Origin of the sequence: Paenibacillus sp. FSL R5-0378, assembly GCF_038009285.1 — a bacterium.
GTDB lineage: Bacteria > Bacillota > Bacilli > Paenibacillales > Paenibacillaceae > Paenibacillus_AQ > Paenibacillus_AQ favisporus.
This window is the reverse complement of the sequence record NZ_JBBPAY010000001.1, coordinates 883,820-907,792: the sequence shown is the minus strand read 5'-3', so window position 1 is coordinate 907,792 and position 23,973 is coordinate 883,820. Positions and strand designations below refer to the sequence as shown.

Annotated in this window: 24 protein-coding genes and 1 tRNA gene; 4 read left to right on the top strand and 21 right to left on the bottom strand. The window is 48.9% G+C overall.

The window, feature by feature from the left end:
- Positions 1–244: 244 nt before the first annotated feature.
- From MKY74_RS04040 to rpsF, 5 genes are all read right to left on the bottom strand, one after another.
- A complete protein-coding gene (locus tag MKY74_RS04040) occupies positions 245–1,765 on the bottom strand; it encodes a response regulator transcription factor (protein WP_076172599.1) in 1,521 nt (506 codons plus the stop codon).
- Positions 1,758–3,593, bottom strand: a complete 1,836-nt coding sequence (locus tag MKY74_RS04035) for a sensor histidine kinase (protein WP_076172483.1) — start codon at positions 3,591–3,593, stop codon at positions 1,758–1,760. The genes MKY74_RS04040 and MKY74_RS04035 overlap by 8 nt, the downstream gene beginning before the upstream one ends.
- A gap of 326 nt (positions 3,594–3,919) precedes the next feature.
- Complete coding sequence (rpsR, locus tag MKY74_RS04030; protein WP_076172485.1) at positions 3,920–4,192, bottom strand: 30S ribosomal protein S18; 273 nt, start codon at positions 4,190–4,192, stop codon at positions 3,920–3,922.
- A gap of 21 nt (positions 4,193–4,213) precedes the next feature.
- Complete coding sequence (ssb, locus tag MKY74_RS04025; RefSeq protein ID WP_076172487.1) at positions 4,214–4,693, bottom strand: single-stranded DNA-binding protein; 480 nt, start codon at positions 4,691–4,693, stop codon at positions 4,214–4,216.
- Positions 4,694–4,743: 50 nt separating this feature from the next.
- Positions 4,744–5,031, bottom strand: coding sequence for a 30S ribosomal protein S6 (gene rpsF / locus MKY74_RS04020; protein WP_076172488.1), 288 nt, complete (start codon positions 5,029–5,031; stop codon positions 4,744–4,746).
- 201 nt (positions 5,032–5,232) lie between these two features.
- Here rpsF and MKY74_RS04015 point away from each other — a divergent pair, with 201 nt between their 5' ends.
- A complete protein-coding gene (locus MKY74_RS04015; protein ID WP_076172489.1) occupies positions 5,233–5,427 on the top strand; it encodes a YjzC family protein in 195 nt (64 codons plus the stop codon).
- Positions 5,428–5,860: 433 nt separating this feature from the next.
- Here MKY74_RS04015 and MKY74_RS04010 read toward each other — a convergent pair.
- From MKY74_RS04010 to MKY74_RS03995, 4 genes are all read right to left on the bottom strand, one after another.
- Positions 5,861–5,951 (bottom strand) — tRNA-Ser (locus tag MKY74_RS04010).
- A 76-nt stretch (positions 5,952–6,027) separates the two neighbouring features.
- A complete protein-coding gene (locus tag MKY74_RS04005) occupies positions 6,028–6,246 on the bottom strand; it encodes a DUF951 domain-containing protein (RefSeq protein WP_076172490.1) in 219 nt (72 codons plus the stop codon).
- Between the two features lie 2 nt (positions 6,247–6,248).
- Positions 6,249–7,178, bottom strand: a complete 930-nt coding sequence (locus MKY74_RS04000; protein WP_076172491.1) for a mechanosensitive ion channel family protein — start codon at positions 7,176–7,178, stop codon at positions 6,249–6,251.
- A 6-nt stretch (positions 7,179–7,184) separates the two neighbouring features.
- Complete coding sequence (locus MKY74_RS03995) at positions 7,185–7,445, bottom strand: DUF3343 domain-containing protein (protein WP_076172602.1); 261 nt, start codon at positions 7,443–7,445, stop codon at positions 7,185–7,187.
- A 144-nt stretch (positions 7,446–7,589) separates the two neighbouring features.
- Here MKY74_RS03995 and yyaC point away from each other — a divergent pair, with 144 nt between their 5' ends.
- On the top strand, positions 7,590–8,195 hold the full coding sequence (gene yyaC / locus MKY74_RS03990; protein WP_076172492.1) for a spore protease YyaC: 606 nt from the start codon (positions 7,590–7,592) through the stop codon (positions 8,193–8,195).
- Here yyaC and MKY74_RS03985 read toward each other — a convergent pair.
- From MKY74_RS03985 to rpmH, 12 genes are all read right to left on the bottom strand, one after another.
- Positions 8,170–8,670 (bottom strand): DUF4446 family protein, encoded by a 501-nt coding sequence (locus tag MKY74_RS03985; RefSeq protein WP_076172605.1) that lies wholly within the window; start codon positions 8,668–8,670, stop codon positions 8,170–8,172. The two genes, yyaC and MKY74_RS03985, sit on opposite strands and share 26 nt — an antisense overlap.
- Positions 8,671–8,880: 210 nt before the next feature.
- Positions 8,881–10,029, bottom strand: a complete 1,149-nt coding sequence (locus MKY74_RS03980) for an aminotransferase class V-fold PLP-dependent enzyme (RefSeq protein WP_076172493.1) — start codon at positions 10,027–10,029, stop codon at positions 8,881–8,883.
- Between the two features lie 92 nt (positions 10,030–10,121).
- Positions 10,122–10,961 carry a ParB/RepB/Spo0J family partition protein gene (locus MKY74_RS03975; protein WP_076172494.1) on the bottom strand — a complete coding sequence of 280 codons (840 nt, stop codon included), beginning with the start codon at positions 10,959–10,961 and terminating at the stop codon, positions 10,122–10,124.
- A complete protein-coding gene (locus MKY74_RS03970; RefSeq protein WP_076172495.1) occupies positions 10,954–11,715 on the bottom strand; it encodes a ParA family protein in 762 nt (253 codons plus the stop codon). The genes MKY74_RS03975 and MKY74_RS03970 overlap by 8 nt, the downstream gene beginning before the upstream one ends.
- Positions 11,716–12,119: 404 nt before the next feature.
- Positions 12,120–12,935, bottom strand: a complete 816-nt coding sequence (noc, locus tag MKY74_RS03965; RefSeq protein WP_076172496.1) for a nucleoid occlusion protein — start codon at positions 12,933–12,935, stop codon at positions 12,120–12,122.
- Positions 12,936–13,677: 742 nt separating this feature from the next.
- The gene (gene rsmG, locus MKY74_RS03960; RefSeq protein ID WP_076172497.1) at positions 13,678–14,400 is read right to left on the bottom strand and encodes a 16S rRNA (guanine(527)-N(7))-methyltransferase RsmG; all 723 of its coding nucleotides are present in this window, start codon (positions 14,398–14,400) and stop codon (positions 13,678–13,680) included.
- A 3-nt stretch (positions 14,401–14,403) separates the two neighbouring features.
- Positions 14,404–16,290, bottom strand: a complete 1,887-nt coding sequence (mnmG, locus tag MKY74_RS03955; RefSeq protein ID WP_076172498.1) for a tRNA uridine-5-carboxymethylaminomethyl(34) synthesis enzyme MnmG — start codon at positions 16,288–16,290, stop codon at positions 14,404–14,406.
- Between the two features lie 59 nt (positions 16,291–16,349).
- Positions 16,350–17,726 (bottom strand): tRNA uridine-5-carboxymethylaminomethyl(34) synthesis GTPase MnmE, encoded by a 1,377-nt coding sequence (mnmE, locus tag MKY74_RS03950; RefSeq protein WP_076172499.1) that lies wholly within the window; start codon positions 17,724–17,726, stop codon positions 16,350–16,352.
- 191 nt (positions 17,727–17,917) lie between these two features.
- Positions 17,918–18,622 carry an RNA-binding cell elongation regulator Jag/EloR gene (gene jag, locus MKY74_RS03945; RefSeq protein WP_076172500.1) on the bottom strand — a complete coding sequence of 235 codons (705 nt, stop codon included), beginning with the start codon at positions 18,620–18,622 and terminating at the stop codon, positions 17,918–17,920.
- Entirely contained in the window at positions 18,619–19,512 is an 894-nt protein-coding gene (locus MKY74_RS03940; protein WP_076172502.1) for a YidC/Oxa1 family membrane protein insertase, read from the bottom strand. The genes jag and MKY74_RS03940 overlap by 4 nt, the downstream gene beginning before the upstream one ends.
- A 73-nt stretch (positions 19,513–19,585) precedes the next feature.
- Positions 19,586–19,936 carry a ribonuclease P protein component gene (gene rnpA / locus MKY74_RS03935; protein WP_076172607.1) on the bottom strand — a complete coding sequence of 117 codons (351 nt, stop codon included), beginning with the start codon at positions 19,934–19,936 and terminating at the stop codon, positions 19,586–19,588.
- A 356-nt stretch (positions 19,937–20,292) separates the two neighbouring features.
- Complete coding sequence (rpmH, locus tag MKY74_RS03930) at positions 20,293–20,427, bottom strand: 50S ribosomal protein L34 (RefSeq protein ID WP_068778604.1); 135 nt, start codon at positions 20,425–20,427, stop codon at positions 20,293–20,295.
- 847 nt (positions 20,428–21,274) lie between these two features.
- Here rpmH and dnaA point away from each other — a divergent pair.
- Positions 21,275–22,621: a chromosomal replication initiator protein DnaA gene (dnaA, locus tag MKY74_RS03925; RefSeq protein WP_076172504.1), complete on the top strand. Its 1,347-nt coding sequence runs from the start codon at positions 21,275–21,277 to the stop codon at positions 22,619–22,621.
- 199 nt (positions 22,622–22,820) lie between these two features.
- A complete protein-coding gene (dnaN, locus tag MKY74_RS03920; RefSeq protein ID WP_076172506.1) occupies positions 22,821–23,963 on the top strand; it encodes a DNA polymerase III subunit beta in 1,143 nt (380 codons plus the stop codon).
- Positions 23,964–23,973 lie beyond the last annotated feature (10 nt).

Genomic DNA, 23,973 nt, shown 5'->3' with positions numbered 1-23,973 from the left:
CTAAGATAACCTTAACGGATGTAAGCCGTTACAAAAAGAAGATAAACTAAATAAATCCGTGTACAAATTAAAGAAAAGGTTTTCTTTTTGTCTAAATTTGTCATTTTTTCAGTGAAACGCTTACTTTTATTGTTTTTCTTTCATTTTCATTAGGTTTTTTCTGCATCAAACGTCACAAAAAAACCCTAAACCGGATGAGATGGTAGGTGTTTAGTCTCATCTGATTCAGGGTGTCTCCAGCCGGTCAACCCAGCCCCTTGTAATCCGTCGGCGAGATCCCGACATATTTCCTGAACTGTTTATAAAAATATCCGGTCTCCCAGTAGCCTACGTTCCGCGCAATCTCCTGCACCTTGAGGTTCGTGTTCTTCAGCTGCTGCTTCGCCTTTTCGATCCGGAACTTGTTGATGTATTCGGCGAACGTTTCCCCGGTTTCCTTATGAAACAGCTGTCCCAGGTACACCGGATGAATATGATACTGTGCCCCCAGCGTCTTCAGCGACAGTTCGTCCGCATAATGATTGTGAATATGGACCAGCACCTGATTCACCACGGGGTTCTTCATATCCTGAAGCAGCGACTGGACCGCAGCTCCAGCCACTTCCTGCAGAGCAGTAATGAGATCCTGCAGCGAGGAGCTGTCCCGGACCTTGCCTAAGCCGTTCTTAAATATATCCGACTCATCCGTATGCTTGATCTGCTCAAGCTCCATTTTGAAGCGAATCACCAGCTCCAGGGCCGCGTTCAGCAGATCCTCCGGGCGGATATGTCCCGCCTTCTGCATCTGCTCAAAGTCGTCTTGGATTTTTCGATTCAGCCCGGCCTCGTCCCTCGCCAGAATCAGCTTAGCGTATTCGTCCCAAGCGATGGCGATATGCCGCTCCGGGCCGCCGCTATTCTCCTCCAAGCTGGTGTAGTCGATGATCCGCCGATCCGGAAATACCATAAAATACTCCAGTGACTGCTTGGCCTCCTTGTAGCTGACAGAAGCCTCTCCAGGCAGGCTCACCGCCGAGCCGACACCGATATGCACCGTGCAGCCCTGCCTCGCTAAATCAGCCTCCAGCTGCTCCAGTGCTGTCATCAGACGGGCCTTCCCCTCCTGCGGGTTCTCCAGACTTCCAATAAGAACAGTATCCCCATCCACATCGCGGAACAGCGTCAGCTCCGTGCTGTCTTCCAGCAAATCGTCAACCTGCCCGAACAATGCCTCATCGGCTGCGGTCCGAAGCACCGCTACGGCCATAAAAGGACGGTCCAAGTTCACGCCAAGCAGATCGGCTCTTTCTATAAATTCCGGAGGAGCGATCTGCCCGTTCATCCAGCGGTAGAGCGTATTGTCCTTCAAAATTTGCACATCGAACGCGCTGTATAATCCGCTCGCCCTCGTACTGTCCAGCTTAGACACGGTATTTCGGAGCGTCGATTCCAGCTCCTCCACATTGATCGGCTTCAGCAAGTAGTTCTCGATACCGAGCCTCATCCCCTGCTTCAAGTAATCGAACTCGTTGTATCCGCTCAGGATGATCACCTTGAGGTCGCTGCGGGTTTTGCGAGCCTCGCCGATCAGACTCAGGCCGTCCATCACCGGCATGGAAATATCCGTAATCAGCACATCCACGGGGGTAGACGCCATCACCTCGAGCGCCTGGCGGCCATTCTCTGCGTGCCCGACGATCTCCAGCCCCAGCGCTGCCCAATCCAAAATATCGTACAGTCCTTCGATAATGAACGGCTCATCGTCCACAATAAACACTTTATACATCTTCAGCATCCGTCCCTTCCCGGTTAGGGTAACGTACGGTGACAACCGTACCGACTCCAGGCCGACTGTCAATTTCCACCCCGTAAGCCGGACCGTACAAAAACTGCAGCCGGCTGTGCACGCTGCGCAGCCCAAACATTTCGCCGGACTCCTCCGGCTTCCCGAGCTCTTCATGAATTTCAGCCAGGCGCTCAGGCGTGATACCTTTACCATTATCCGTAATCACAGCCACCAGCATATCGCCTTCATCCCTCACCCGAATGTCCAGATGATTATCGTCGCGATTGGTCTGGATGCCGTGAACGATATAGTTTTCGATCAGCGGCTGCAGCGACAGCCTCATGACCGATTTGCCCTGCAGCGCCGGGTCTGAATCGATCGTATAGCTGAACTTCTCCTTATAACGGATCCGGAACAGCTCCAGATACAAGCGGCATGCCTCCAGCTCATCCTTGAGCGTGTAAATCTTTTTCTGCTTGACCAGGCTTTTGAAGAGCACGGACAAACTATAGATCATTTCCCCGACATCTTTAGCCCCTTGGGAAATGGCCCGCATCCGAATAACTTCAAGCGTATTGTACAAAAAGTGAGGATTGATCCTCGCCTGCAGAGCCACCAGCTCCGTCTGCTTTTGTTTAATTTCGGCTTTGTACACCCGCTCGATATACAGGTTCAGCTCGTCCAGCATGTCGTTAAAGCTTCGGGAAATCTGGCCAAGCTCGTCTTCTCCTGGGTTATCGATCCGTGCGGACAAATCGCCGTTTTTCACCTTTCGCGTAATCCTAATAATCCGGTTCGTCCGGTTGGCGAAATTAATCACAAAGAAGGCCGGGAAAAAGATCGCAAACAATATACAGATCCCGCTGATCGTTATAATCGTTTTCCGGATGCCCGAATAACTGGCCTCCACGTCCTTTTTCGGAACTGCACCAATCACGACGTATCCGTTGTCAGCCGAAGTCAGCTTGTTGATATACATTCGGCTGCTGACCTCAGCCGGGCGGGTATTCCCACCGTCATACAGCGAATCGGTCACATCCATATACGGATAGGTCTTTCCATAATATTTCCCTTCCGAATCATACAAAACCTTGCCATCCGCCGAAAGCACCGCAATATCCCCTTTGAAGCTGTCCTTATAGCTCGTCAGGGCATCGGTGATGCCGCCCGAATCCAAATAAACGAGAAACTGTCCCGCATTTTTGAGCTGCCTGTTATTGATCGGTACCCGGATGGCGTACAGCTCCGGCGCCCACTGGTCCGCCGCCTTCCGGATCCAGTAATTTGGAGCGGTGATGCCTTTATAGTCCATCGCCATCACGTCCGGAATATAGGAGTGGGTCATATCGGTCGTCAGCTGCTTATACTGCTTGTTTGGCTTGAACACGGACAGAAACTGCTTCTCCGAACTGTACAGCATGATGTTGCGGATATCTCCGTTTTCGTCCATCACCTGCTGGAAATACTGTAGCGGGTCCGTTGAGTTGTTGTTCGTTTCGTTGTAAAACTGGTCCATCCGATGCTGGACATATTGCGAATAAGGATGCTCCATCAAAAAGGAAATGTTCGAGAACAGCATTTCGTTCCGGTACATATCCCTGGCAATATTCTCTACCGACTGGTAACGCTGATCCAGATACCGGCTGACATTTTCCATCGCAGCCTTCTGGTTGTTGAGTTCCTTCTCCACGATCGATTGGGATAGGGAAGAGAACATCAGATAGGACAGAATCACGATTGTCAGAATGGCAATGATCGTGAAAATCAGCAGAATCCTCATGAACATGTTATTTTTAAAATAATTCCTGTAGATTCTGCCCAGTCCCATCGTAATCCCCCTTTTCGCCGTTTTTCCATTATATCATACCCTCGTTGATCATTAAGGAACACGCTGTTTACGAAGCCCGTTTGCGAATCAATCCAGCCGGAACTTCACGATCATGAAATTGCCCGGGAAATGGAAAGCTGTGCCCTGCCCTTTCCTACGGGTACGCTTACAACCTTACCGCCACTGCTCGATGCAGCAATACCCCTATGATAACTTTTTCGTTTCCCGTAAGACAAATGGAATAATTATGAACATGTTCATCACAGCAAAAAAGCCAGCACCTGGGATGTCCAAGGTACTGGCTTTCTCGTTCGCCATAATACAGATTACTCTGTAGTGTATGGCAGCAATGCGATTTGACGGGAGCGTTTGATCGCAATCGTCAGCATGCGTTGGTATTTTGCGCTAGTGCCGGTTACACGGCGAGGCAAAATTTTACCGCGTTCGCTGATAAATTTCTTCAGCAGATCGGTATCTTTATAGTCAATGTGAGTAATTTTGTTCACAGTGAAGAAGCACACTTTACGACGTTTGTTACGGCCGCCGCGGCGAGCCGGTCTTTTATCGTTGTCTCCGCCTTCTCTTTGTTTAAAAGCCATGCTGTTTCAGTCCTTTCCTTATTAAAATGGCAAATCATCATCCGAAATATCAATCGGTTTTCCGTCATCGGAAAAAGGATCCTGATTGGAATTGTTCCGCGAGTAGCTGTTACCGCCACGTCCACCGCCTCCATTGTAGGAAGGCTCCTCACGCGGGGTGCTTCCGCCTCCACCGCCTTCACGGTTGGATTCCAGGAAACGTACGTTATCGGCAATGACTTCGGTGACGTATACACGTTTACCTTCGTTATTCTCGTAATTCCGTACCTGGATGCGCCCTTCTACAGCCGTCAGACGGCCTTTGCGCAGATAATTGGCGCAGGTCTCAGCAAGCTGTCTCCATGTGACCACCGGAATAAAGTCCGCCTCACGCTCTCCGCCTTGCGCCGTAAACGGGCGATCCACAGCGAGCGTAAACTGCGTTACGGCTACCCCTGAAGGTGTATAGCGCAGTTCCGGATCCCGGGTCAACCGGCCGATCAAAATAACACGGTTCAACAATCGAGTCCCCTCCTTTGAGCGAATTTCATCACTAATTCCGTAAACGGATATTAAGCAACAACGTCAAGCGTAATGAGATAACGAATTACTTCGTCAGAAATTTTCATGAGGCGCTCAAGTTCGGCTACAACGTCAGGGTTGGCGCTGAAGTTAACCAGAACAAAAGTACCGTCACGGAATTTGTTGATCTCATACGCAAGGCGGCGTTTACCCATCACTTCATGCTTAGTGATTTCTCCACCGTTGGAGATGATGCCTTGGAATTTTTCGACTGCGGCTTGAACAGCATCTTGTTCAATGTCAGGACGAATAATGTACATCACTTCGTATTTGCGCATATGTTTCACCTCCTTATGGACTTCGGCCCCTGATCATGTCAGGAGCAAGGAACGAGTCTAAACTCGCACCATATTAATATATCAAATTGGCCCAATGATTGCAAGTACAATGCCGTTTTGATCCTGTTCCACACATGATTCTCCGCCAAGGGTACACACTACAGAGGCAGTCCATTTTAACGATTAAAGGAGGCCTTGTCCATGGGTGAAAGAACCGAATTTGAACCAGGCGACAAAGCGCCGAACCCCGGCGTATACATGGAGGTTGGTGAAAACAGCTTCCATACTGAAATCACGGATCCGCAGCGGGTCGAGCTGGCTAAGGGCGATACCTTTCCAGAGACCTCGAAGAAAGACCGCAAATGGAAACGGATGACGAAAGCGCGGGTCCACTAATTTTACAAATGGATGCATAAGCGCACGAAAACTGCGCATATTACAATCAGGCGGTGCTTGAGAGAGGTGTGGTTCCGTTGGACATGATCAACGCAACAAAGCACAGGAAGTCAGAAACAGCACGTTCAAGAAGCGGAGGGAAGTGCTAAAAACACTTTATTGTCTAAAGCAAAGATTTGCTAAAGGCTGACCCGAGTTTCACTTGCTGAAGTGTTGTGTGGATGAATTCCAAAAAATCATGGCATCGCCTGCCAAATCGGAGGACCTTCTGGGTCCTCCTTTGGTTTGTATACAGCAGTAATTGTTCCCCTCTTATTATGAAAGCAAAGGATCATAAAGGGAAACGATCCAACAACTAAGAAAACCTCCAGTTTACTCAACTGAAGGTTTTCACTGTATGTATTCTATGCGCAGTCACTTAAAAAAGGGAATGTGGCGGAAAGAGAGGGATTCGAACCCTCGCACGCCTTGCGACGCCTAACTGATTTCGAGTCAGCCCCCTTAGACCTCTTGGGTACCTTTCCGCAGCAAAATTGATTATAGCACATGTCCATCATTTGTGCAAGCCCTTTGTCCAAAAGCTGTTTATTACTAAGCCTGCTAAGCCTGCCCTTCCATTCCCTCTTCCGATTTCGATCGAAGCACCTTTTTCATATTTTTCTCAAACTTCGCCCGCGGGATCAATACGCTGTGCTGGCAGCCGACGCATTTGATCCGGATATCCATTCCCATGCGGATAATTTCCATTTCGTTACTGCCGCATGGGTGGTTTTTCTTCATTTGGACGATATCTCCGAGTTGAAACACTTTACGTTCCACCGTTATCCTTCCCCCATTTCGTTGTTCCCTTCTTTACCTGCCGCAAGCTCGGCCTGTGCCTGTTTCATCATGTCCTCGTATTCCAAAGCCTGCTTCACGTCGGCCTGAATCTGCCGTTCAACATCGCCTTTGGTGTTCGGCATGCACTCGGCTACGATCCGGATAACGTATTCACTCGTGTTCAAGGATTGCACCCCGAGTACATTCGGCACCGAAATGACATTAGGATCCCGCTGCTGAATGCCGGTAAGCGCCTGTTTAATCAGGGCTACGGTTTCTTCCAGATTTCGCTCGTTTTTCATGGGAAGGTCAACAACCGCGAGCGCATTGGATAAGGAGTAGTTCGTTACGCTGGCGATGGAACCGTTAGGCAAAATATAAACTTCCCCGGTAGGGCTTACGATGCGTGTGGTCCGAAGGCCGATCATCTCTACGGTGCCTTTGAAGCTCCCTGTCTGGATAACGTCCCCTACCGCAAATTGGTCTTCTAATATAATGAAGAATCCGGTAATCACATCTTTAACCAAACTTTGCGCGCCAAAACCTATGGCCAAACCAAGGACTCCTGCTCCCGCAAGGAGCGGTCCCAAATGAAAGTTGAACTCCGACAGAATCAGGAGCACCATAATAAAATTACAGGTGACCGCCGTTACGTTTTTCAGCAGCTCGGCTACCGTGGCGAACCTCCGCGGGTTGACGTTCATCCGGCTCTGCTCCTGTCTCGCCAGGGATTTGTCTATAATTTTGGATACAACCCGTATAATGACGCGGGAAACAAAAAACAGAATGATGATACGAATGCCCGAAAACAGCACATTGGTCCACATATCTACATTCGTCACCCAATCCAGAAACTTATCGCCGATACTTACCGCCTGCTTGACAGCCTGCTCTGGATTGGGAATGGTATCCTCCAGCCAAAACTTACTCAATCAACTCTACCTCCTATCCTCGATGCTCTTATATCCCTCTATGCTGTCTTTGAAGTAGATTCCCCGAATCTCCACCTGCTCCTGCTGGATGATCGTCTGTACGCTATCCAGCTGGTCCGGCGGGAACTGGATCGATAATGCACAGCCCGCTGTAATTTCCTTTGGTGTAGGAAATAAATCAATTTCAACCTCCGCATATTCAAGCAGCATCTCTGCGCGCAGCGCCTGCTGTGTCGAATCAAAAGCAATCAGCATCCAGGTTTCCATCTCCGCCACCATCCGCTTCTCCCCCACCTTGATTTGTGCTGCATTCGTCAGAATTACTTTTTCTATGGAATTCCTGCATGAAGTATAAAAACCCTCTTCCTTCCATATACTAGTTACTACCAAATGCAAGGAGAGGAAGATTCTATGACTCAGTGGCCAAAAACGTCTCCCAAACAGGAGCCTACATGCTTAAAAATACCACATACCGACCCTGAAATCCATTCCGCTATTATTCATCGTCTTCTGTTTCATCTCTCTCAAGCCGGGGAAAATCAACAGGTTATCGTTGTATGTATCGGTACCGACCGGTCCACGGGCGACTGCCTCGGTCCTTTGGTAGGCACTGCATTGGCCCGGTATAAAAGTCCATGGTTTCACTTGTTCGGCACGCTGGACGAGCCTGTGCATGCCGTTAACCTCCAGGAGACGCTCTCCTCGATCTATTCGCTGTATGACAATCCATTTGTCATCGGCATCGATGCGTGCCTTGGACAATCCTCCAGCGTAGGCTGCATTCAAGTCGCCAACGGCCCGCTCAAACCCGGCGCAGGCGTACATAAAGAATTACCGCCGGTTGGCGATATCCATTTGACGGGTATCGTTAATGTCGGCGGCTTCATGGAATATTTTGTATTGCAGAACACCAGGCTGAGCTTGGTGATGCGTTTGTCCGAAATTATTGCCTCAAGCCTTCATTCCGCCATTAAGGAATGGAAAGCCCGTACTACGCTTTTTGCAAGGCTAGAGTAATCGCCTCTACCTCTTCCGGCGAAAGGGGATAAGTCGACTGCCCGGCTTCTACCGGCTTGGCATAAACATAGGAGCTGTCACGGCTGTACAGCGCAGTGATGACGACTCCACTTCGATCGGCATCAACGATCGCAATCGAAAAGCTTAGATCGCTCCCTCGTTCGCTGAATGCATTGTAACGTTTAATACCGATATTACCCTTGATCATTTGAAGCTTGTTCAATGCCAGCGACACGGATTCACGCTGCTGCTGCTGCTCATCCTCCACGCTGTCCACCTGTGTCTTTAGATCGATGAGCAGTGTTTCTAAATCCTCTACCCCGCTGCCGGCCATCATCGTTTCGTATTTGCGGCGAACTTTTCTAAGCTTTGCCCCTTGTGTCAGCACCAACACGAGCAAGATCAAAATGAGGAGTACGATCCCGCCAATGATTCCTGGTAATTGTTCGCTGATTAAATCATTTAAGTCCGACATGCTGTTCATTCCTTTTCCTCAATCTTGACCTACCCGTTCCCAAGACGTATCGTGATCCCATATATTCATGGTCCTTGATACTATACGGTTAAAAATCACAAACATTCATTCTGCCGGTTGTCCCTTTAGCTTTACAGGGGAGAACCGGTTTTGTCTTGCCATCGAGGTTTGATTACAAATAGACTTCGAGGCTTGCGTCAGGCCATCTAGTTAACGAACCAGCTCGCGCATCGCTTCAACCATCCGTTGAACCTCCTGCTCCGTGCTGTTCGCACCCACACTCGCCCTCACTGCTCCGGTCTTATCCGTTCGCACCGCATAGTGAGCCAACGGCGTACAGTGCATCCCCGCTCTGACTGCGATTCCATATTGCCGGTCCAAGCGGAAGGCAATTTCCGTAGAATCCCGGCCCTCGATCGTAAAGGCCACGATTCCGGTCCTTTCCTTCCCTTGTGCGGGACCAAGCAAGTTCATACCCGGCAGACCCTTCAACCCATCGATCATCATTTGTGTCAACGCCCATTCATGCTCATAAATCTGCTGAGGGGTTTCCTTAAGCACATACTCTACCCCTGCTCTTAGCCCGGCAATTCCGACCGTGTTCAAGGTCCCCGCTTCATACCGGTCCGGCCTTACGCTGGGCATTTCCTTTTCCTCCGATTGGCTGCCCGTTCCTCCGTGGATCAGCGGCTCCAGTTCGATCTCCGGCGATAAGTAAAGCCCTCCCGTTCCTTGCGGACCGAGCAGTCCTTTATGGCCCGGAAAAGCCAGCATGTCGATGCAGCAGGACTCCACATCAATGTCCAGCACGCCGGCGCTTTGTGCAGCATCTACCAAGAATACTGCCCCACTGCTGCGTGCCAGCTCACCAATTCGCTGGATTGGCAGAATACTCCCCAACAAATTCGAGCTATGGCTGCAAACCACCAGACTCGGATTTTTGGATAAGCATGCCTCCAGCTGCTGCATGTCCAGTTCTCCTTGATCATTTACCCCAATGTAATCCACTTGAATATCCAGGGTCCGCATTAAATATTCCAACGGTCTCCGTACGGAGTTGTGTTCGATCATCGTCGCAACGACATAGTCACCGGACTTCAAGATCCCCTTGATCGCCATATTCAATGCCTGGGTTGTGTTATGGGTGAAAATGATGTTATTCGGGTTCTTCACCCGAAACAACTGAGCCAGCACCCGGCGGGTCTCAAAGAGAACCCTGCTCGCTTGCACGGCCATTTGATGGCTTCCTCGTCCTGGATTCGCCGCCGCTTCCTCCATCGCCTTTTGCATGGCTGCAAGAACACCAGGCGGTTTCGGCCAGGAAGTCGCTGCATGATCCAGATATACAACTTCGTTCATATCCCGTTTCACTCCGATCCAAGGAACAAAGAATGACGCATCTTCGGTCCTTTTCAGGAATCACCTAGACGCGTCATCCCATCCACTGATCTTTATTGCAACAACTCCAGCAGCCGTTCCAGGTCCTGTTTGCTGTAATAGTTCAATTCGATTTTGCCTTTATCTTTGTTTTGCTTGATCTTCACTGTCGTTCTAAACCGCTCCCGCAGCGACTCTTCCAAGTTATCGATATAAGGATCGCGCTTTTTGACTTTCACCTTGTTTTTATCAGCCGGTTTCCGGTCGAGCTGTTTCACAGCCTCCTCAAGATCCCGTACGCTCCACTCATTGTTGACGCATTGCTTCGCCAACTGCTTGATGAGGGACGGATCCTTGAGACCAACCAACGCTCTCGCATGGCCCATGGAAATTGTTCCACGTGAAACATAGTCTTTGACTTCATCCGGTAAAGCCAATAAACGAAGGAAGTTTGCTATATGGGATCTGGATTTCCCTACTTTCAACGACAGCTCTTCCTGCGTCAGTGAGTATTGATCCATCAAGCCCTGGTAAGCAACAGCCACTTCCATCGCATTTAAATTCTCGCGCTGCAAGTTTTCAATCAAGGCAATCTCCATCACCTGTTGATCGCTGAATGTGCGAACCACAGCCGGGATAGTGGCCTTGCCGCAGTATTGCGAAGCTCTAAAGCGCCGCTCCCCTGCAATAATTTCATATCCTTTGAGCACGCTGCGTACAATAATCGGTTGAATGACCCCATGCTGACGAATCGATTCGGCCAATTCCTGAATTGATTCCTCGTTAAAGTCCTTGCGCGGCTGGTAAGGATTGGCACGAAGTTGGCTGAGTGGGATTTCTACGATTTTGTCATCTTCATTAATCGAAAGTGAAGGAATTAAAGCATCGAGCCCTTTACCCAATCGTTTACTCATACGAAATCACTTCCTTTGCCAACTCTAAATATACCTCAGCGCCTTTCGAACGCGGATCATACGTAATGATCGACTGACCATGGGACGGAGCTTCACTAAGTCGAATATTTCTCGGAATGATCGTTTGGTACACTTTTTCCTGAAAGTATTTCTTTACTTCTTCAATCACTTGAATCCCCAAATTCGTCCGAGCATCCAGCATGGTGAGCAGAACGCCTTCAATCCGGAGCGAAGTGTTCAAATGCTTCTGGACGAGACGAATCGAATTCAGCAGCTGGCTTAATCCTTCAAGGGCATAGTATTCGCACTGGATAGGAATAATGACCGAGTCAGCGGCAGTAAGTGAGTTAATAGTAAGTATACCAAGAGACGGCGGACAATCGATTAAAATATAGTCATAATTTGCTTTCACCAACTGAAGCGACTTTTTGAGCCGAAGCTCCCTTGAAATGGTCGGTACCAGTTCAATTTCCGCTCCAGCCAATTGAATCGTTGCCGGAATAATATGAAGTCCTTCGATTTGCGTTTGCAGGATCGCATCCTTGGGATGTACATCATTGATAATCACATCATAAATGCAGTTCGCTACATCCGCTTTATTGACACCTACCCCACTGGTTGTATTGCCTTGGGGATCGATATCGACGAGCAGCACCCTTTTTCCGAGCGAAGCCAATCCTGCACCGAGATTGACGGAGGTTGTCGTCTTGCCGACTCCGCCCTTTTGATTTGCTATGGCAATAATTTTGGACACTCAATTCACCTCTATGTGTATGAAGACTCTTCTTGTAGGTCGCGGGATTGTGATCATCAGCAAAACAAACGGCTGCAAATACCTGTATGCCTCCGGCGGTAAAACAGAAGTACCGGTTTTCAAGTATACAGATACGCAGAAACGGCTTCGCCCTGCAGTAGTGCGCTTCCCCTTGCTGGAATAACAAGAAAAACCTTTACTCAATTATTCGGACACCATCAATGAACAACTTTGATTTCAGAACATTGACGAGAAAAATGGGAGATGCGAACTTTCCCCCTCCCCCTCTATTCTTCCATCATATGAAATTCAGCTGCCTGGAACCTATGACTTCATGGTTTAGAGCATAAACTCATTATGACTTCCTAAAAAAAGCGGCCGCTCAGCCGCTAAGCTCCATCGTATTAGCGCTTAGGAATTTTGATCACGATCTCATAATGATCCTCATGGTCGTTTTCCTGCGTTTTAATGGCCATCCCGGATCCAGACACCATATCAATGGATTGGCGAATCGTGTTCAAGGCCAACCGGACGTCCTTGGAGTAAGAGATGCGCTTTGCCTTTTTAATTTTTGCCGATTCCTTGTAAAAGGCAACTCTTGCCTCCGTTTGTTTCACGTTCAGCTCTTTGGATACAATCTCAGCCAGCACTTTCAGCTGCAGTTCCTCGGTATCGAGGGACAGTAACGCGCGGGCGTGCCGCTCAGTAATTTTGCGCTCCATCAGTGCATTTTTTACTTCCTCCGGAAGATGAAGCAGCCGGATTTTATTGGCAATCGTTGATTGGCTTTTCCCAAGGCGCTGCGCCAAGCTCTCCTGCGTAAGCTGATGAAGGTCAATGAGCTTTTGGTAGGCAACGGCTTCCTCGATGGAAGTCAGGCCTTCACGCTGGAGGTTCTCGATCAATGCAATGGAAGCAGCTTGGGAATCATTGAATTCACGGACAATGGCGGGAATGGTCTCCAAACCGAGTTTGGAAACGGCACGCCAGCGCCGCTCACCGGCAATAATCTCGTATTTGGCATTACGGATACGAACAACAATGGGCTGGATCACCCCATGCGTCTTGATCGTTTGACAGAGTTCGTCGATTTTATCGTCATCAAAAATGGTCCGGGGCTGGTAAGGACTGCTTACGATTTCCGCCACCGGAATTTGCTTTACTTCATCCCCATTGCTTCGTTCCGTCAAACCAAACAATTTAGAAAATTGTTCTTTCATTCCGTATATTACCACCTAAATTCGTAATAGCACCGCTAGAGCACCTAACAACAATCTACAGGTCATCGAGACATCCATGTAGGATAAGGGTAACAACTAACCTTGAGCTTTGACAGCTGCAATCCAGACATAGAGAGTCGTCCAATGACTTCAAAATGGAAGATGAGAATTGTCAGATCCGAACGAAATTTATGTGTAAGGTTCACATGACTGAACGGACTGACTGTCAGACCACTTACCAACGATCATCCCTCTCTATCATACCATTTGAAGCCAGTTCATAGAATACAGTTTATACTCTATTCTACCACTTTTCTTCATATAATCCTATTCTCCAAAGTTCCCGATTTTTCCTGCCATTTATCCATTTTTTCACATTAATAAAAGCACTTATCGATGGAACATCAAAGAAGACAAACCGCTTCTAGCAGAAGCATTTCTTGCGATTTTACAGTGATTCGGCACCGTTATATTCATCACTCTATAATCTTAGTAAAGCGACTATCGATGTATCTTTATAGAGGACAGACCGCGTATTTCAGAAGTCTTCTTGAAATTATATAGGAGAACAGCATCGCTGAAAATTTATATTTTTATCATCTAAAAAAAGAGGACTGTTCCACGTGAAACAATCCTCTTCATTTTATAAATATGACTTGGTTTCAGACAGTCCGTTGATAGGAAGTCAGTCGACTGCACATTCCATAGGGTCTGATACAGCTTGCTGAAACCAGTTTTTTTCTTATACTAAAGGCGATTTAACCGCAGTTCCGGCCTTTCTCGGATATTTACCTGGGGTAGGCGCAGTCTTACGGATCTGGACAATATGGCGAGCCGATTCTTCTACAGGTAGCAAGAAGCGTTCCACTTCGATCACCTTGCCCCTCAGTTCCTTCAAGCTTTTGGCTGCCTCCTGTACTTCCTCCGCCGGATCGCTTCCTTTCATCGCCGCAAACAGACCGTTCACTTTGACAAAGGGGAGACAGAACTCATTCAGGACGGCCTGCCTGGCCACTGCTCGGGCGGTAACGAGATCGAAATGATCACGGTACCCCGCCTTCCTTCCCCAATCCTCGGCCCGGCCATGGAGAAGTTCAACATCCTTAAGGCCAGTCTCCTGAACAACGTGCTGCAGGAAGGAAATGCGCTTGTTTAACGAGTCGATAATCGTCAGCTTCAAGTGTGGAAAACAAATCTTCAGCGGGATTCCCGGGAATCCCGCTCCTGAGCCGATATCGGCCAGTGTTCCGATCTCCCCCATGTTCACATAAAACGCCAGGGAGATGGAATCATAGAAATGCTTGGTATACACTTGCTCCCGCTCGGTAATCCCGGTAAGATTCATTTTCTCATTCCATTCGACCAGTTCCTTGAAATAAATTTCAAATTGTTCCAACTGGGATGGTTCGAGCGTAATGCCATGTTTTTTTAAACGCTGCACAAATTGCTCTTGTATCGAATCCATTCGTTAACCTCTTGCCGCTGTAACGCGATTATAGTGTTCCAGATATACCAGCAGAATCGAGATATCCGCCGGCGTCACGCCGGAAATGCGTGAAGCTTGACCGATCGAAATCGGACGGATGCTGCTGAGCTTTTGACGAGCCTCGATGGCGATGCCTTGAACATCGTTATAGTCGATCGATTCCGGAATCTTCTTCTTATCCATCTTTTGCAGACGTTCCACGTGGATCAGCTGCTTTTCGATATACCCTGCATACTTGATTTGAATTTCGACCTGCTCCTTCATTTCTTCCGTAAGTTCATATGGCGAAGGTGAAATTTGTTCAATATGGCTGTGGGTTACTTCTGGACGGCGCAGAATGGTCAGCAGGTTGCTACCATCCTGAATCGGGGCGGAACCGATCGATTCTAACAGTGCATTCACATGTGAAGGACCCACCTTCGTTGAACGTAGACGTTCGATTTCCAGCTCCACCTTTTCCTTCTTATCCAAAAACTTCGCGAAGCGTTCCTCCGAGATCAGACCGATCTCATGCCCTACCGGCGTCAACCGCAGATCGGCGTTGTCATGGCGAAGCAGCAGTCTGTATTCCGCACGGGAAGTCAGGAGACGGTAAGGCTCATTGGTACCTTTCGTCACGAGGTCGTCGATCAGAACTCCGATATAGCCTTGCGAACGGTCGAGAATGACCGGTTCTTTGCCCTGTACTTTGCGCGCAGCGTTAATGCCGGCCATGATGCCTTGACCTGCAGCTTCTTCGTAACCGGAGGTTCCGTTAATTTGACCGGCGGTGAACAATCCCGGCATCTTCTTCGTTTCCAGAGATGGCCACAGCTGCGTCGGTACCATAGCGTCATATTCGATCGCATAACCGTTGCGCATCATTTCAACCTTTTCTAAGCCAGGGATACTGCGCAGCATCGCCAGCTGAACGTCTTCAGGCATACTGGTAGACAGCCCTTGGACATAATATTCAGAGGTGTTCTTGCCTTCCGGCTCGAGGAAAATTTGATGCTTCGGCTTGTCGCTGAAGCGCACGATCTTATCCTCAATGGACGGGCAGTAACGTGGTCCTGTTCCTTCAATAATACCGGAGAACATCGGCGCACGGTGCAGGTTCTCGTTAATAATGCGGTGGGTTTCCACCGAAGTATATGTCAACCAGCAAGGAAGCTGCTCATTATCGGAAGACTCGGTTTCATAAGAGAAAAATTTAGGTTTCTCATCTCCCGGTTGAATTTCCGTCTTGGAAAAGTCAATGGTGGACTTGTGTACGCGCGGAGGCGTGCCGGTCTTGAAGCGAACGAGGTCGAAGCCCAGCTCGCGCAGATTTTCCGCCAGCTTCACCGAAGGCTGTTGGTTGTTCGGACCGCTTTCGTAGGTCAGCTCACCCATAATGACTTTACCGCGAAGATACGTGCCGGTAGTCAGCACCGTAGATTTAGCACGGTACGAGGTGCCGGTTTTCGTCACCACGCCGACGCAGACGCCGTCTTCAACAATCAGCTGTTCCACCATGCCTTGGCGCATTGTCAGGTTCGGTTCTTTCTCCATCGTTTCCTTCATCGTTTGTTGATACAGGAACTTGTCGGCTTGCGCACGCAGCGCATGCACCGCCGGCCCCTTCCCTGTGTTCAGCATCCGCATTTGAATAAACGTTTTATCAATATTACGGCCCATTTCGCCGCCCAGCGCATCGATTTCACGGACGACATGCCCTTTGGCCGGTCCCCCGATCGAAGGGTTGCACGGCATAAATGCGACCATGTCCAGATTGATGGTAATCATCAGTGTGTTGCAGCCCATCCGTGCTGCGGCCAAGGCCGCTTCACAGCCGGCATGACCTGCACCAATGACGATGACATCATAGCTGCCTCCATCATAACTCATTGGACAAACCTCCTTTATTTTTCTGAAAATAATTGCATAAATCTATATGAACGAACGACTTATTTACCTAAACAGAACTGGGAGAAAATTTGATCCAGCAGCGTTTCAGCCGCCGTATCGCCTGTGATCTCACCAAGCTGTTCCCAAGCAAGACGGACATCGATCTGGATCATGTCGATCGGAATGAACTGATCCGCCGCATCGTAGGCATCTTGAAGCGATTTGTACGCCTTTTTAAGGAGAGCGATATGCCGGACGTTGCTGACATAAGTCAAATCGCCCGACTCCAGCTTCCCGCTGAAAAAGAGCGATGAAATCGCCTTTTCCAAAAGATCGATCCCCTCTTCGGTCATCACCGACATCGGGACGATCAATTCATCCGGATAGTACCTGGACAGCAGATCCCTGTCCAATTGCGAAGGTAAGTCCATTTTATTCATAATGACGATGGATTGTCTACCACGGATTTGTTCCATTAATTCCAGTTCGTCCTCATGCAGCGGTTCGCTTGCATTTAGCACGAGCAGGATGAGATCGGCTTCCGTGACCGCATGCTTCGAGCGCTCCACGCCGATTTTCTCAACGACGTCCATCGTTTCCCGAATTCCTGCCGTGTCCAGCAGCTTGAGCGGAATGTTGTTGATCGTGACGAACTCCTCGATGACGTCCCGCGTCGTGCCCGGAATGTCGGTCACAATCGCACGGTTCGTATGCGCCAGCGCATTCAGCAGTGAAGACTTGCCCACGTTTGGACGTCCGACAATCGCCGTGGTGATGCCCTCACGTAAAATCTTCCCTTCTTCAGCGGTCTTCAGAAGCTTCTGAATGCCTTCCATAACTTCGCTGCTTTTCTGCTTAATGAACTCTGCCGTCAGCGATTCCACATCATGCTCCGGGTAATCGATATTGACTTCGATGTGAGCCATCGTTTCCACCAAGGTGTGGCGCAGCTCCCCGATTCTCTGGGACAAAGATCCCTCTACCTGCTTCAATGCGATCGAGAAGGCACGGTCCGACTTGGACCGGATCAGGTCGATTACCGCTTCGGCCTGGGAAAGGTCAATCCGGCCGTTCAAAAAGGCCCGCTTGGTAAACTCGCCCGGTTCCGCCAGACGGATCTCCAGCTGCAGCAGCAGATCCATCACCCGTTTGACCGAAATCACGCCGCCGTGCGTGCTGATCTCCACCACATCTTCCGTAGTAAAAGACCGCGGCGCCCGCATCACGGTGACAAGCACCTCCTCCACCCGCTCCTGGGTGTCCGGGTCGACGATATGCCCATAATGAACCGTATGCGACTCCACCTTCGTTAACGCCGTTTTGCTGTGAAAAATCCGTTCGACCTCGGAAATCGAGTCCGGTCCGCTCACGCGGATGACGGCAATTCCCGCTTCCCCTACAGCCGTCGATATCGCTGCGATTGTATCCGTAAGCAAGGTTGTCACCTCTTTTTTCTATAATAAACGTTCATCCGTTTCTGTTAGCTCTATTGTTGCCATAACAAGACGTATCAAGACCTGCGACGCCTAGGCCCGGCGCTTCCCGGTGACCCCATTCAAGATTCAAAAAAAACAATGACTTCATAAGCTAAAGGTAAGCTCAATAAAGTCATTGTACAGGTCTCTCTTTACTTTATCGTAATGACTACGCGCCGGTTGGGCTCTTCCCCTTTACTGTAGGTCTTCACCTGCGGATGATCCTGCAGCTTGGAATGGATCACCTTCCGCTCCTGCGGGGACATCGGTTCAAGAACGACCTCTTTATGGGTCCGAATCACCCGTCCCGCCAACCGGTCGGCCAAATCCTCCAGCGTCTTCTTCCGGCGCTCCCGGAAGTTCTCGGCATCGAGCACAAGCCGCACGTAACTGCTTGACACCCGGTTCGCCACAATGTTGGCCAAATACTGCAAGGCGTCGAGGGTTTGTCCTCTTCTGCCGATGATCAGTCCCAAATCGGGACCGAAAATATGAAGTGTCGTAGCATCCCTCGCGTGCTGGATTTCAACGCTCACATCCAGCCCCATGCTCTTACCGACGTCAATGATAAACTCGGCAGCCGTTTCGTAAGGGTCTTTCTCTTCTTCCTCTATGGAAGCTTCGGGCTCATGTAAATCTAGTGGCAAAGGTTTCGCCGTCTCCACTGGTTCCGGTGCGGGCTCAGGCAGCAGTGTAAGTTCCACCTTTGCTTCCTTGACACCGATCAGTCCCAGGAATCCTTTTGACGGCTGCGATACGATTTGGACCGTGACCCGGTCGCGGCTTACCCCAAGCTGGGCCAGCCCTTGATTTACAGCATCTTCAACGGTTTTTCCTGAAGCGACGACTTTGCTCATTTAGATTTTTTTGCCCCCTTCTTCCCTTTGCTATTTCCTTTACCGCCTTTGTTGCTGCTGCCTTTGTTGCCAGACTTGGCATTTGCGCTTCCTCCAGCAGAAGAAACGGCGGCTACGTTCGCAGTCGTATTGTTGTTACGATACAGAAAGTAGTTCTGGATAATAGTGTACAGGTTACTGTAAATCCAGTACAGCGGCAGTGCGGATGGGAACTGGTAAGACATGAAGAAAATCAAAACCGGATACACCAGCATCATAAATTGCATGGCACCCTGCTGCGGGCTCGGGTTCATCTTCAACATCATGCGGGACTGCAGGAATGTCGTAGCAGCAGCCAGCAGCGGCAGGATGAACGTATGGTCCGGCTTACCCAATTGGAGCCACAGGAACGAGTGGTCACGAAGATGCGAGTTGTACACGATGGAATTATAGAGTGCGATAAAAACCGGCATTTGGATAATCAGCGGCAGACATCCCGCCATCGGATTAACCCTGTTCTCCTGAAACAGCTTCATCGTTTCCTGCTGCTGTTTCTCCGGCTGATCCTTATACTTCTCTTTTATCTTTGCAAGTTCAGGCTGAATCGCTTGCATCGCCTTGGAACTTCTAACCTGCTTAATGGACAACGGCAGAATAATCGTACGGACGATAATCACCATCACGAGGACGGCTAAACCGTAAGCTCCGCCAAACCAACCGGCGAAGGTATCTAATGCGAGCGAGAAATAATAAACGACGTTAGCCTGCCAAAAGCCGCCTTCCTTCATTTCTTCTGTAGTATGCGTCACAGTGTTGCCTGTTCCGCACCCAGCTAAAACAACCACTGCGAGCATCATCACAGCGATGAGGAGGATCCATTTCCTGCCTCGGCTAGTCTTAAGTAGCGACACTTCATAACCCCTCTCTTAACGCTTCCATTCACCGTAAATCATACCATAATTAATTGGACAAAGAAACCAGCATTCAACGCCCCGGCGGCTTCAGCAGCGACGCTTTCCGCAGCACGTGCAGAACGCTTTTTTCAAGGTCTTTATAGGACATTTCAACGGCACCTTTTCTTACAATAAATACAAGATCGACATGCTCGATCAGCTTGTCTTCATGGTGGCGCATAATCTCCTTGACCAGTCTTCGCATCCGGTTGCGTACAACGGCGTTACCGACTTTCTTGCTGACGGATATGCCGACGCGGAACTTCTCTACCTCTTTTTTGCGGAACCAATACACGACAAATTGGTAATTGGCAAATGACTTCCCATGCCTATATACGCGGCTGAAGTCAGCCCGGTTTCGTAAACGTAAACTTTTATGCACGAATATCCCCTGCTTGCTGCCCGCCATCCCGATGTACAGCGGCCTTTCCTTCAAAAATATCAGCATTCGAAATTTTGCTTCATATAATATATAGCGATATTCCACTTCCTAGTATGGTCATCCATTGTGCGATATAAACCACAATAAGAACCGTGAGCACTTCTCTGAGCACAGCCCGTCCTCTTTCATTTCATTGGGATCGGGTCGTAACTACATCTTCTCCTCGGTGTAAAAGCCCGCTTCTCCCTCTTTTTCTTAAAAAATCTGTAGAAGTGAAACGAAAATCTCACTTTTGTACGCCGATAGACGTTTTCTTATGAAAAAAAGACCACCTCGGTGGTCTTCATGTACGAAATTTACGCGCTCAGTACTTTTCTGCCCTTCTGGCGACGAGCTGCCAGCACTTTGCGGCCGTTTTTCGTGCTCATTCTTTTCCGGAAACCATGCACCTTTTTGCGCTTGCTTACATTCGGTTTAAATGTCGGTCTCATGTATTGCACACCCCCTTACAGGATTTCATAACCTTTATGGTTAAATATTCATTTTCATTCAACACAGAAAATGCCTTTATACATTTAATCATGAACAGGCCCAAAAGTCAACTCAAACCTGCTCCCCCACTTTCCGGAATTTGAATCCCTGCGATCGCTCTTCTCCCTCTTTTTACTGCTTCCCTCTCTCACTTCTCGAATCTATCTGAATCTGGAACGCCAGCTTCACCGCTTCATCCTCATTTTCAGCAGCAGCTTCATTAAACGCTCCCTCTCTCTTCACCCTCGGTTCTGTGGACACCTTCTCCTGGCATTCACTTCATTCGATGTCATTTAGCTAAAACCACATCATCTCATTTTAAAATCCAGCCATCCAAGTTTTCCACAGCCCCCGGCCCAACAAACCTGAAAAATCCACAATTCGGATTTATCCACTTGTTCACATCGTTCGCAATAAATTTCTAAGATCCGGCATAACCTGTGCACAACTGATTTTTTATTTTGGGGGATGCTGTCGAAAATTAAACACGTTATAAACAATATATAGTGGTGTGAATAAAAATTATACACAACTTATTGAATTTGTGGATAATTTCAGCCATTTCATTGATAAACGGGCGTTCTTTTGCTATGATTATATTGTTTTTGGATGTGAATATGTGATTTCACCCCATATATTATCAACAAGCTGTGGATAAACTTGTGAACAATTTCAATTTGTCCACTTTTTTTATTTTCCCCCGTTTTTGAAACTGGGGATATATTCTGCACCATTCATCTTTTTTCGACATTTCCACTCATGGCTCGATCCCAGCCACATTTGGAAGATTTAAAGGAGTGACAGTCTGTGGACAGCCATACTTCCGAATTATGGCAGCAAATCCTATCCATTATTCATACCAAGCTCAGCAAGCCGAGTTTTGACACCTGGTTTAAAGCAACCAAAGCGATACAAATGAGCGAGCATTCCATCGTAATTTCCGCTCCAACCACATTTGCTGTCGAATGGCTGGAAAGCCGCTACACAAAACTCGTTAGCTCCACCATCTATGAAGTGTTGGGGAAGCAGGTTGACGTGAAATTCGTCATCGAAGAGAACAAGCCTGCCGAACTTACCCCACAGCAGCCCGCGCCCATGCCTCAGGCGACCCCTGACGAGGCTCTAACCCATATGCTTAACCCGAAATATACATTTGACACATTCGTCATCGGTTCGGGCAACCGGTTTGCTCACGCGGCCTCTTTGGCTGTCGCGGAAGCGCCGGCGAAGGCGTACAACCCTTTGTTTTTGTATGGAGGGGTAGGGCTTGGCAAAACCCACTTGATGCATGCGATCGGACACTACATTCTGGAGCACAATCCCGCCAGCCGGGTCGTATATATCTCTTCCGAGAAATTTACGAATGAATTCATCAACTCCATCCGTGACAACCGGGCCGAGAGTTTCCGCAACAAGTATCGGAACGTCGATATTTTGCTGATTGACGATATTCAGTTTCTGGCAGGCAAGGAGTCGACACAGGAGGAATTTTTCCATACATTCAACGCCCTGCATGAGGAACAGAAGCAGATCATCATCTCAAGCGACCGGCCGCCCAAGGAAATACCGACGCTGGAGGATCGGCTGCGCTCGCGCTTTGAATGGGGGCTGATTACGGATATCCAGCCGCCGGACCTGGAGACGCGGATCGCGATCCTGCGGAAGAAGGCAAAGGCGGAGAATCTCGATATTCCGAATGAAGCGATGATGTATATCGCCAATCAGATCGACACGAACATCAGGGAGCTGGAAGGGGCGCTGATTCGCGTCGTCGCCTATTCATCGCTGACCAATCAGGATGTGACTACGCATCTGGCTGCCGAAGCTCTGAAGGATATCATCCCGTCCAGCAGACCGAAGATGATCACCATTCAGGACATTCAGCAGAAGGTCGGGGAGTACTACAACCTGAAGCTTGAGGATTTCAAAGCGCGGAAACGGACTAAGGCCGTCGCTTTTCCAAGACAGATCGCCATGTACTTGTCCAGGGAACTGACGGATTTCTCGCTGCCCAAAATTGGCGAGGCCTTCGGGGGAAGAGACCATACGACCGTCATCCATGCCCACGAGAAAATATCCCAGTCTCTGAAAGAGGACCAGGATCTGTTCAAAGTCATCAATAACATCACGGAAAAAATCAAAAATCCAACCTGAACAAGTTCAAAGCCTATGCACAATCTATACACATGTGAATAGGCTTGATTTTATTGAGGTTTTTGAACTTATCCACAAATTCAGGGCGCCTACTGCTATTACTATATTATTTAAATAAAATAATATTCATAAATAGGCTGCACGCAGCCGGCATACCGGAGTAGTCTTGCAATCCGAATTTCCTGCTAGGAGTGAAACTATGAAAATCAGCATCCTTAAAAACGTTCTTAACGAATCCATCCAGCACGTATCCAAGGCGATATCGAGCCGAACCACCATTCCGATCTTGTCCGGCATCAAGCTGGACGTGAATCATTCGGGAGTTACTCTCACAGCGAGCGACACCGATATTTCCATTCAGTCCTTTATTCCGGTGGAGGATAGCGAACGCACCATCGTTACGGTCGAACAACCGGGCAGCGTCGTGCTGCCGGCCAAATTCTTCGTGGAAATTATCAAGAAGCTGCCTTCTCAGGAAATTCAAATGGAGGTCAAAGACCAGTTCCAAACCTTTATTTCCTCGGGAGCCACCGAAATTCAGATGGTCGGACTGGATCCGGAAGAATTCCCGGTGCTGCCTGATATCGAGGGGAACCAAACGATTTCCCTGCCGGGAGCGCTGCTCAAAAACATGATCCGCCAAACCGGTTTTTCCATTTCCACGCATGAGACGACACCGATCCTGACGGGGGTTCTGTGGAACCTGGATCAAAACGAGCTGAAGTTTACCGCTACCGACCGGCATCGCCTGGCCACCCGCTCCGCTCATTTGGAAGGGGCCGACGAAGTGAAGTTTCATAATGTCGTTATTGCCGGTAAGACGCTGAACGAGCTGAGCAAAATCATTCCCGACCAGAATACGCTGGTCGATATCGTCGTGGCCGACAACCAGGTGCTGTTCAAGATCGACCGGGTCCTGTTCTATTCCCGCATCCTGGATGGCATTTATCCGGATACTTCTAGGATTATTCCGACAAACTACAAAACAGAACTGGTTTTGGACACAAAAAAATTAAGCGAGTCGATCGACCGCGCTTATTTGCTCTCCAGAGAGGAGAAGACGAATATCGTACGCCTGCAGACGATGGAGCATGGCGGTATCGAAATTTCTTCCAGCTCATCGGAACTCGGTAAAGTGCGCGAAGAGCTGGACGTGATTGATTTTAAAGGGGAACCTCTGAAAATCTCGTTTAACTCGAAATATATGCTGGACGTGCTGAAAGTGGTGGAAAGCGAGCAGCTCAAAATTGCCTTTACCGGCATCATGAGCCCGATCATTCTGAAGCCGGTGGATGACAGCCAAAGCCTGTACGTTATTCTTCCGTACCGGACCACCAACTAAAGCAAAACTT

Coding starts and splice junctions, on each gene's coding strand:
- MKY74_RS04035 (WP_076172483.1), bottom strand. CDS start 3,593: ATGGGACTGGGCAGAATCTACAGGAATTATTTTAAAAATAACATGTTC.
- rpmH (WP_068778604.1), bottom strand. CDS start 20,427: ATGAGACCGACATTTAAACCGAATGTAAGCAAGCGCAAAAAGGTGCAT.
- noc (WP_076172496.1), bottom strand. CDS start 12,935: ATGAAAGAACAATTTTCTAAATTGTTTGGTTTGACGGAACGAAGCAAT.
- yyaC (WP_076172492.1), top strand. CDS start 7,590: ATGACTCAGTGGCCAAAAACGTCTCCCAAACAGGAGCCTACATGCTTA.
- MKY74_RS04040 (WP_076172599.1), bottom strand. CDS start 1,765: ATGTATAAAGTGTTTATTGTGGACGATGAGCCGTTCATTATCGAAGGA.
- jag (WP_076172500.1), bottom strand. CDS start 18,622: ATGAGCAAAGTCGTCGCTTCAGGAAAAACCGTTGAAGATGCTGTAAAT.
- rpsR (WP_076172485.1), bottom strand. CDS start 4,192: ATGGCTTTTAAACAAAGAGAAGGCGGAGACAACGATAAAAGACCGGCT.
- MKY74_RS03985 (WP_076172605.1), bottom strand. CDS start 8,670: ATGTCGGACTTAAATGATTTAATCAGCGAACAATTACCAGGAATCATT.
- rsmG (WP_076172497.1), bottom strand. CDS start 14,400: ATGGATTCGATACAAGAGCAATTTGTGCAGCGTTTAAAAAAACATGGC.
- MKY74_RS03980 (WP_076172493.1), bottom strand. CDS start 10,029: ATGAACGAAGTTGTATATCTGGATCATGCAGCGACTTCCTGGCCGAAA.
- dnaN (WP_076172506.1), top strand. CDS start 22,821: ATGAAAATCAGCATCCTTAAAAACGTTCTTAACGAATCCATCCAGCAC.
- MKY74_RS04015 (WP_076172489.1), top strand. CDS start 5,233: ATGGGTGAAAGAACCGAATTTGAACCAGGCGACAAAGCGCCGAACCCC.
- mnmG (WP_076172498.1), bottom strand. CDS start 16,290: ATGAGTTATGATGGAGGCAGCTATGATGTCATCGTCATTGGTGCAGGT.
- rpsF (WP_076172488.1), bottom strand. CDS start 5,031: ATGCGCAAATACGAAGTGATGTACATTATTCGTCCTGACATTGAACAA.
- MKY74_RS03995 (WP_076172602.1), bottom strand. CDS start 7,445: ATGGAAACCTGGATGCTGATTGCTTTTGATTCGACACAGCAGGCGCTG.
- MKY74_RS03975 (WP_076172494.1), bottom strand. CDS start 10,961: ATGAGTAAACGATTGGGTAAAGGGCTCGATGCTTTAATTCCTTCACTT.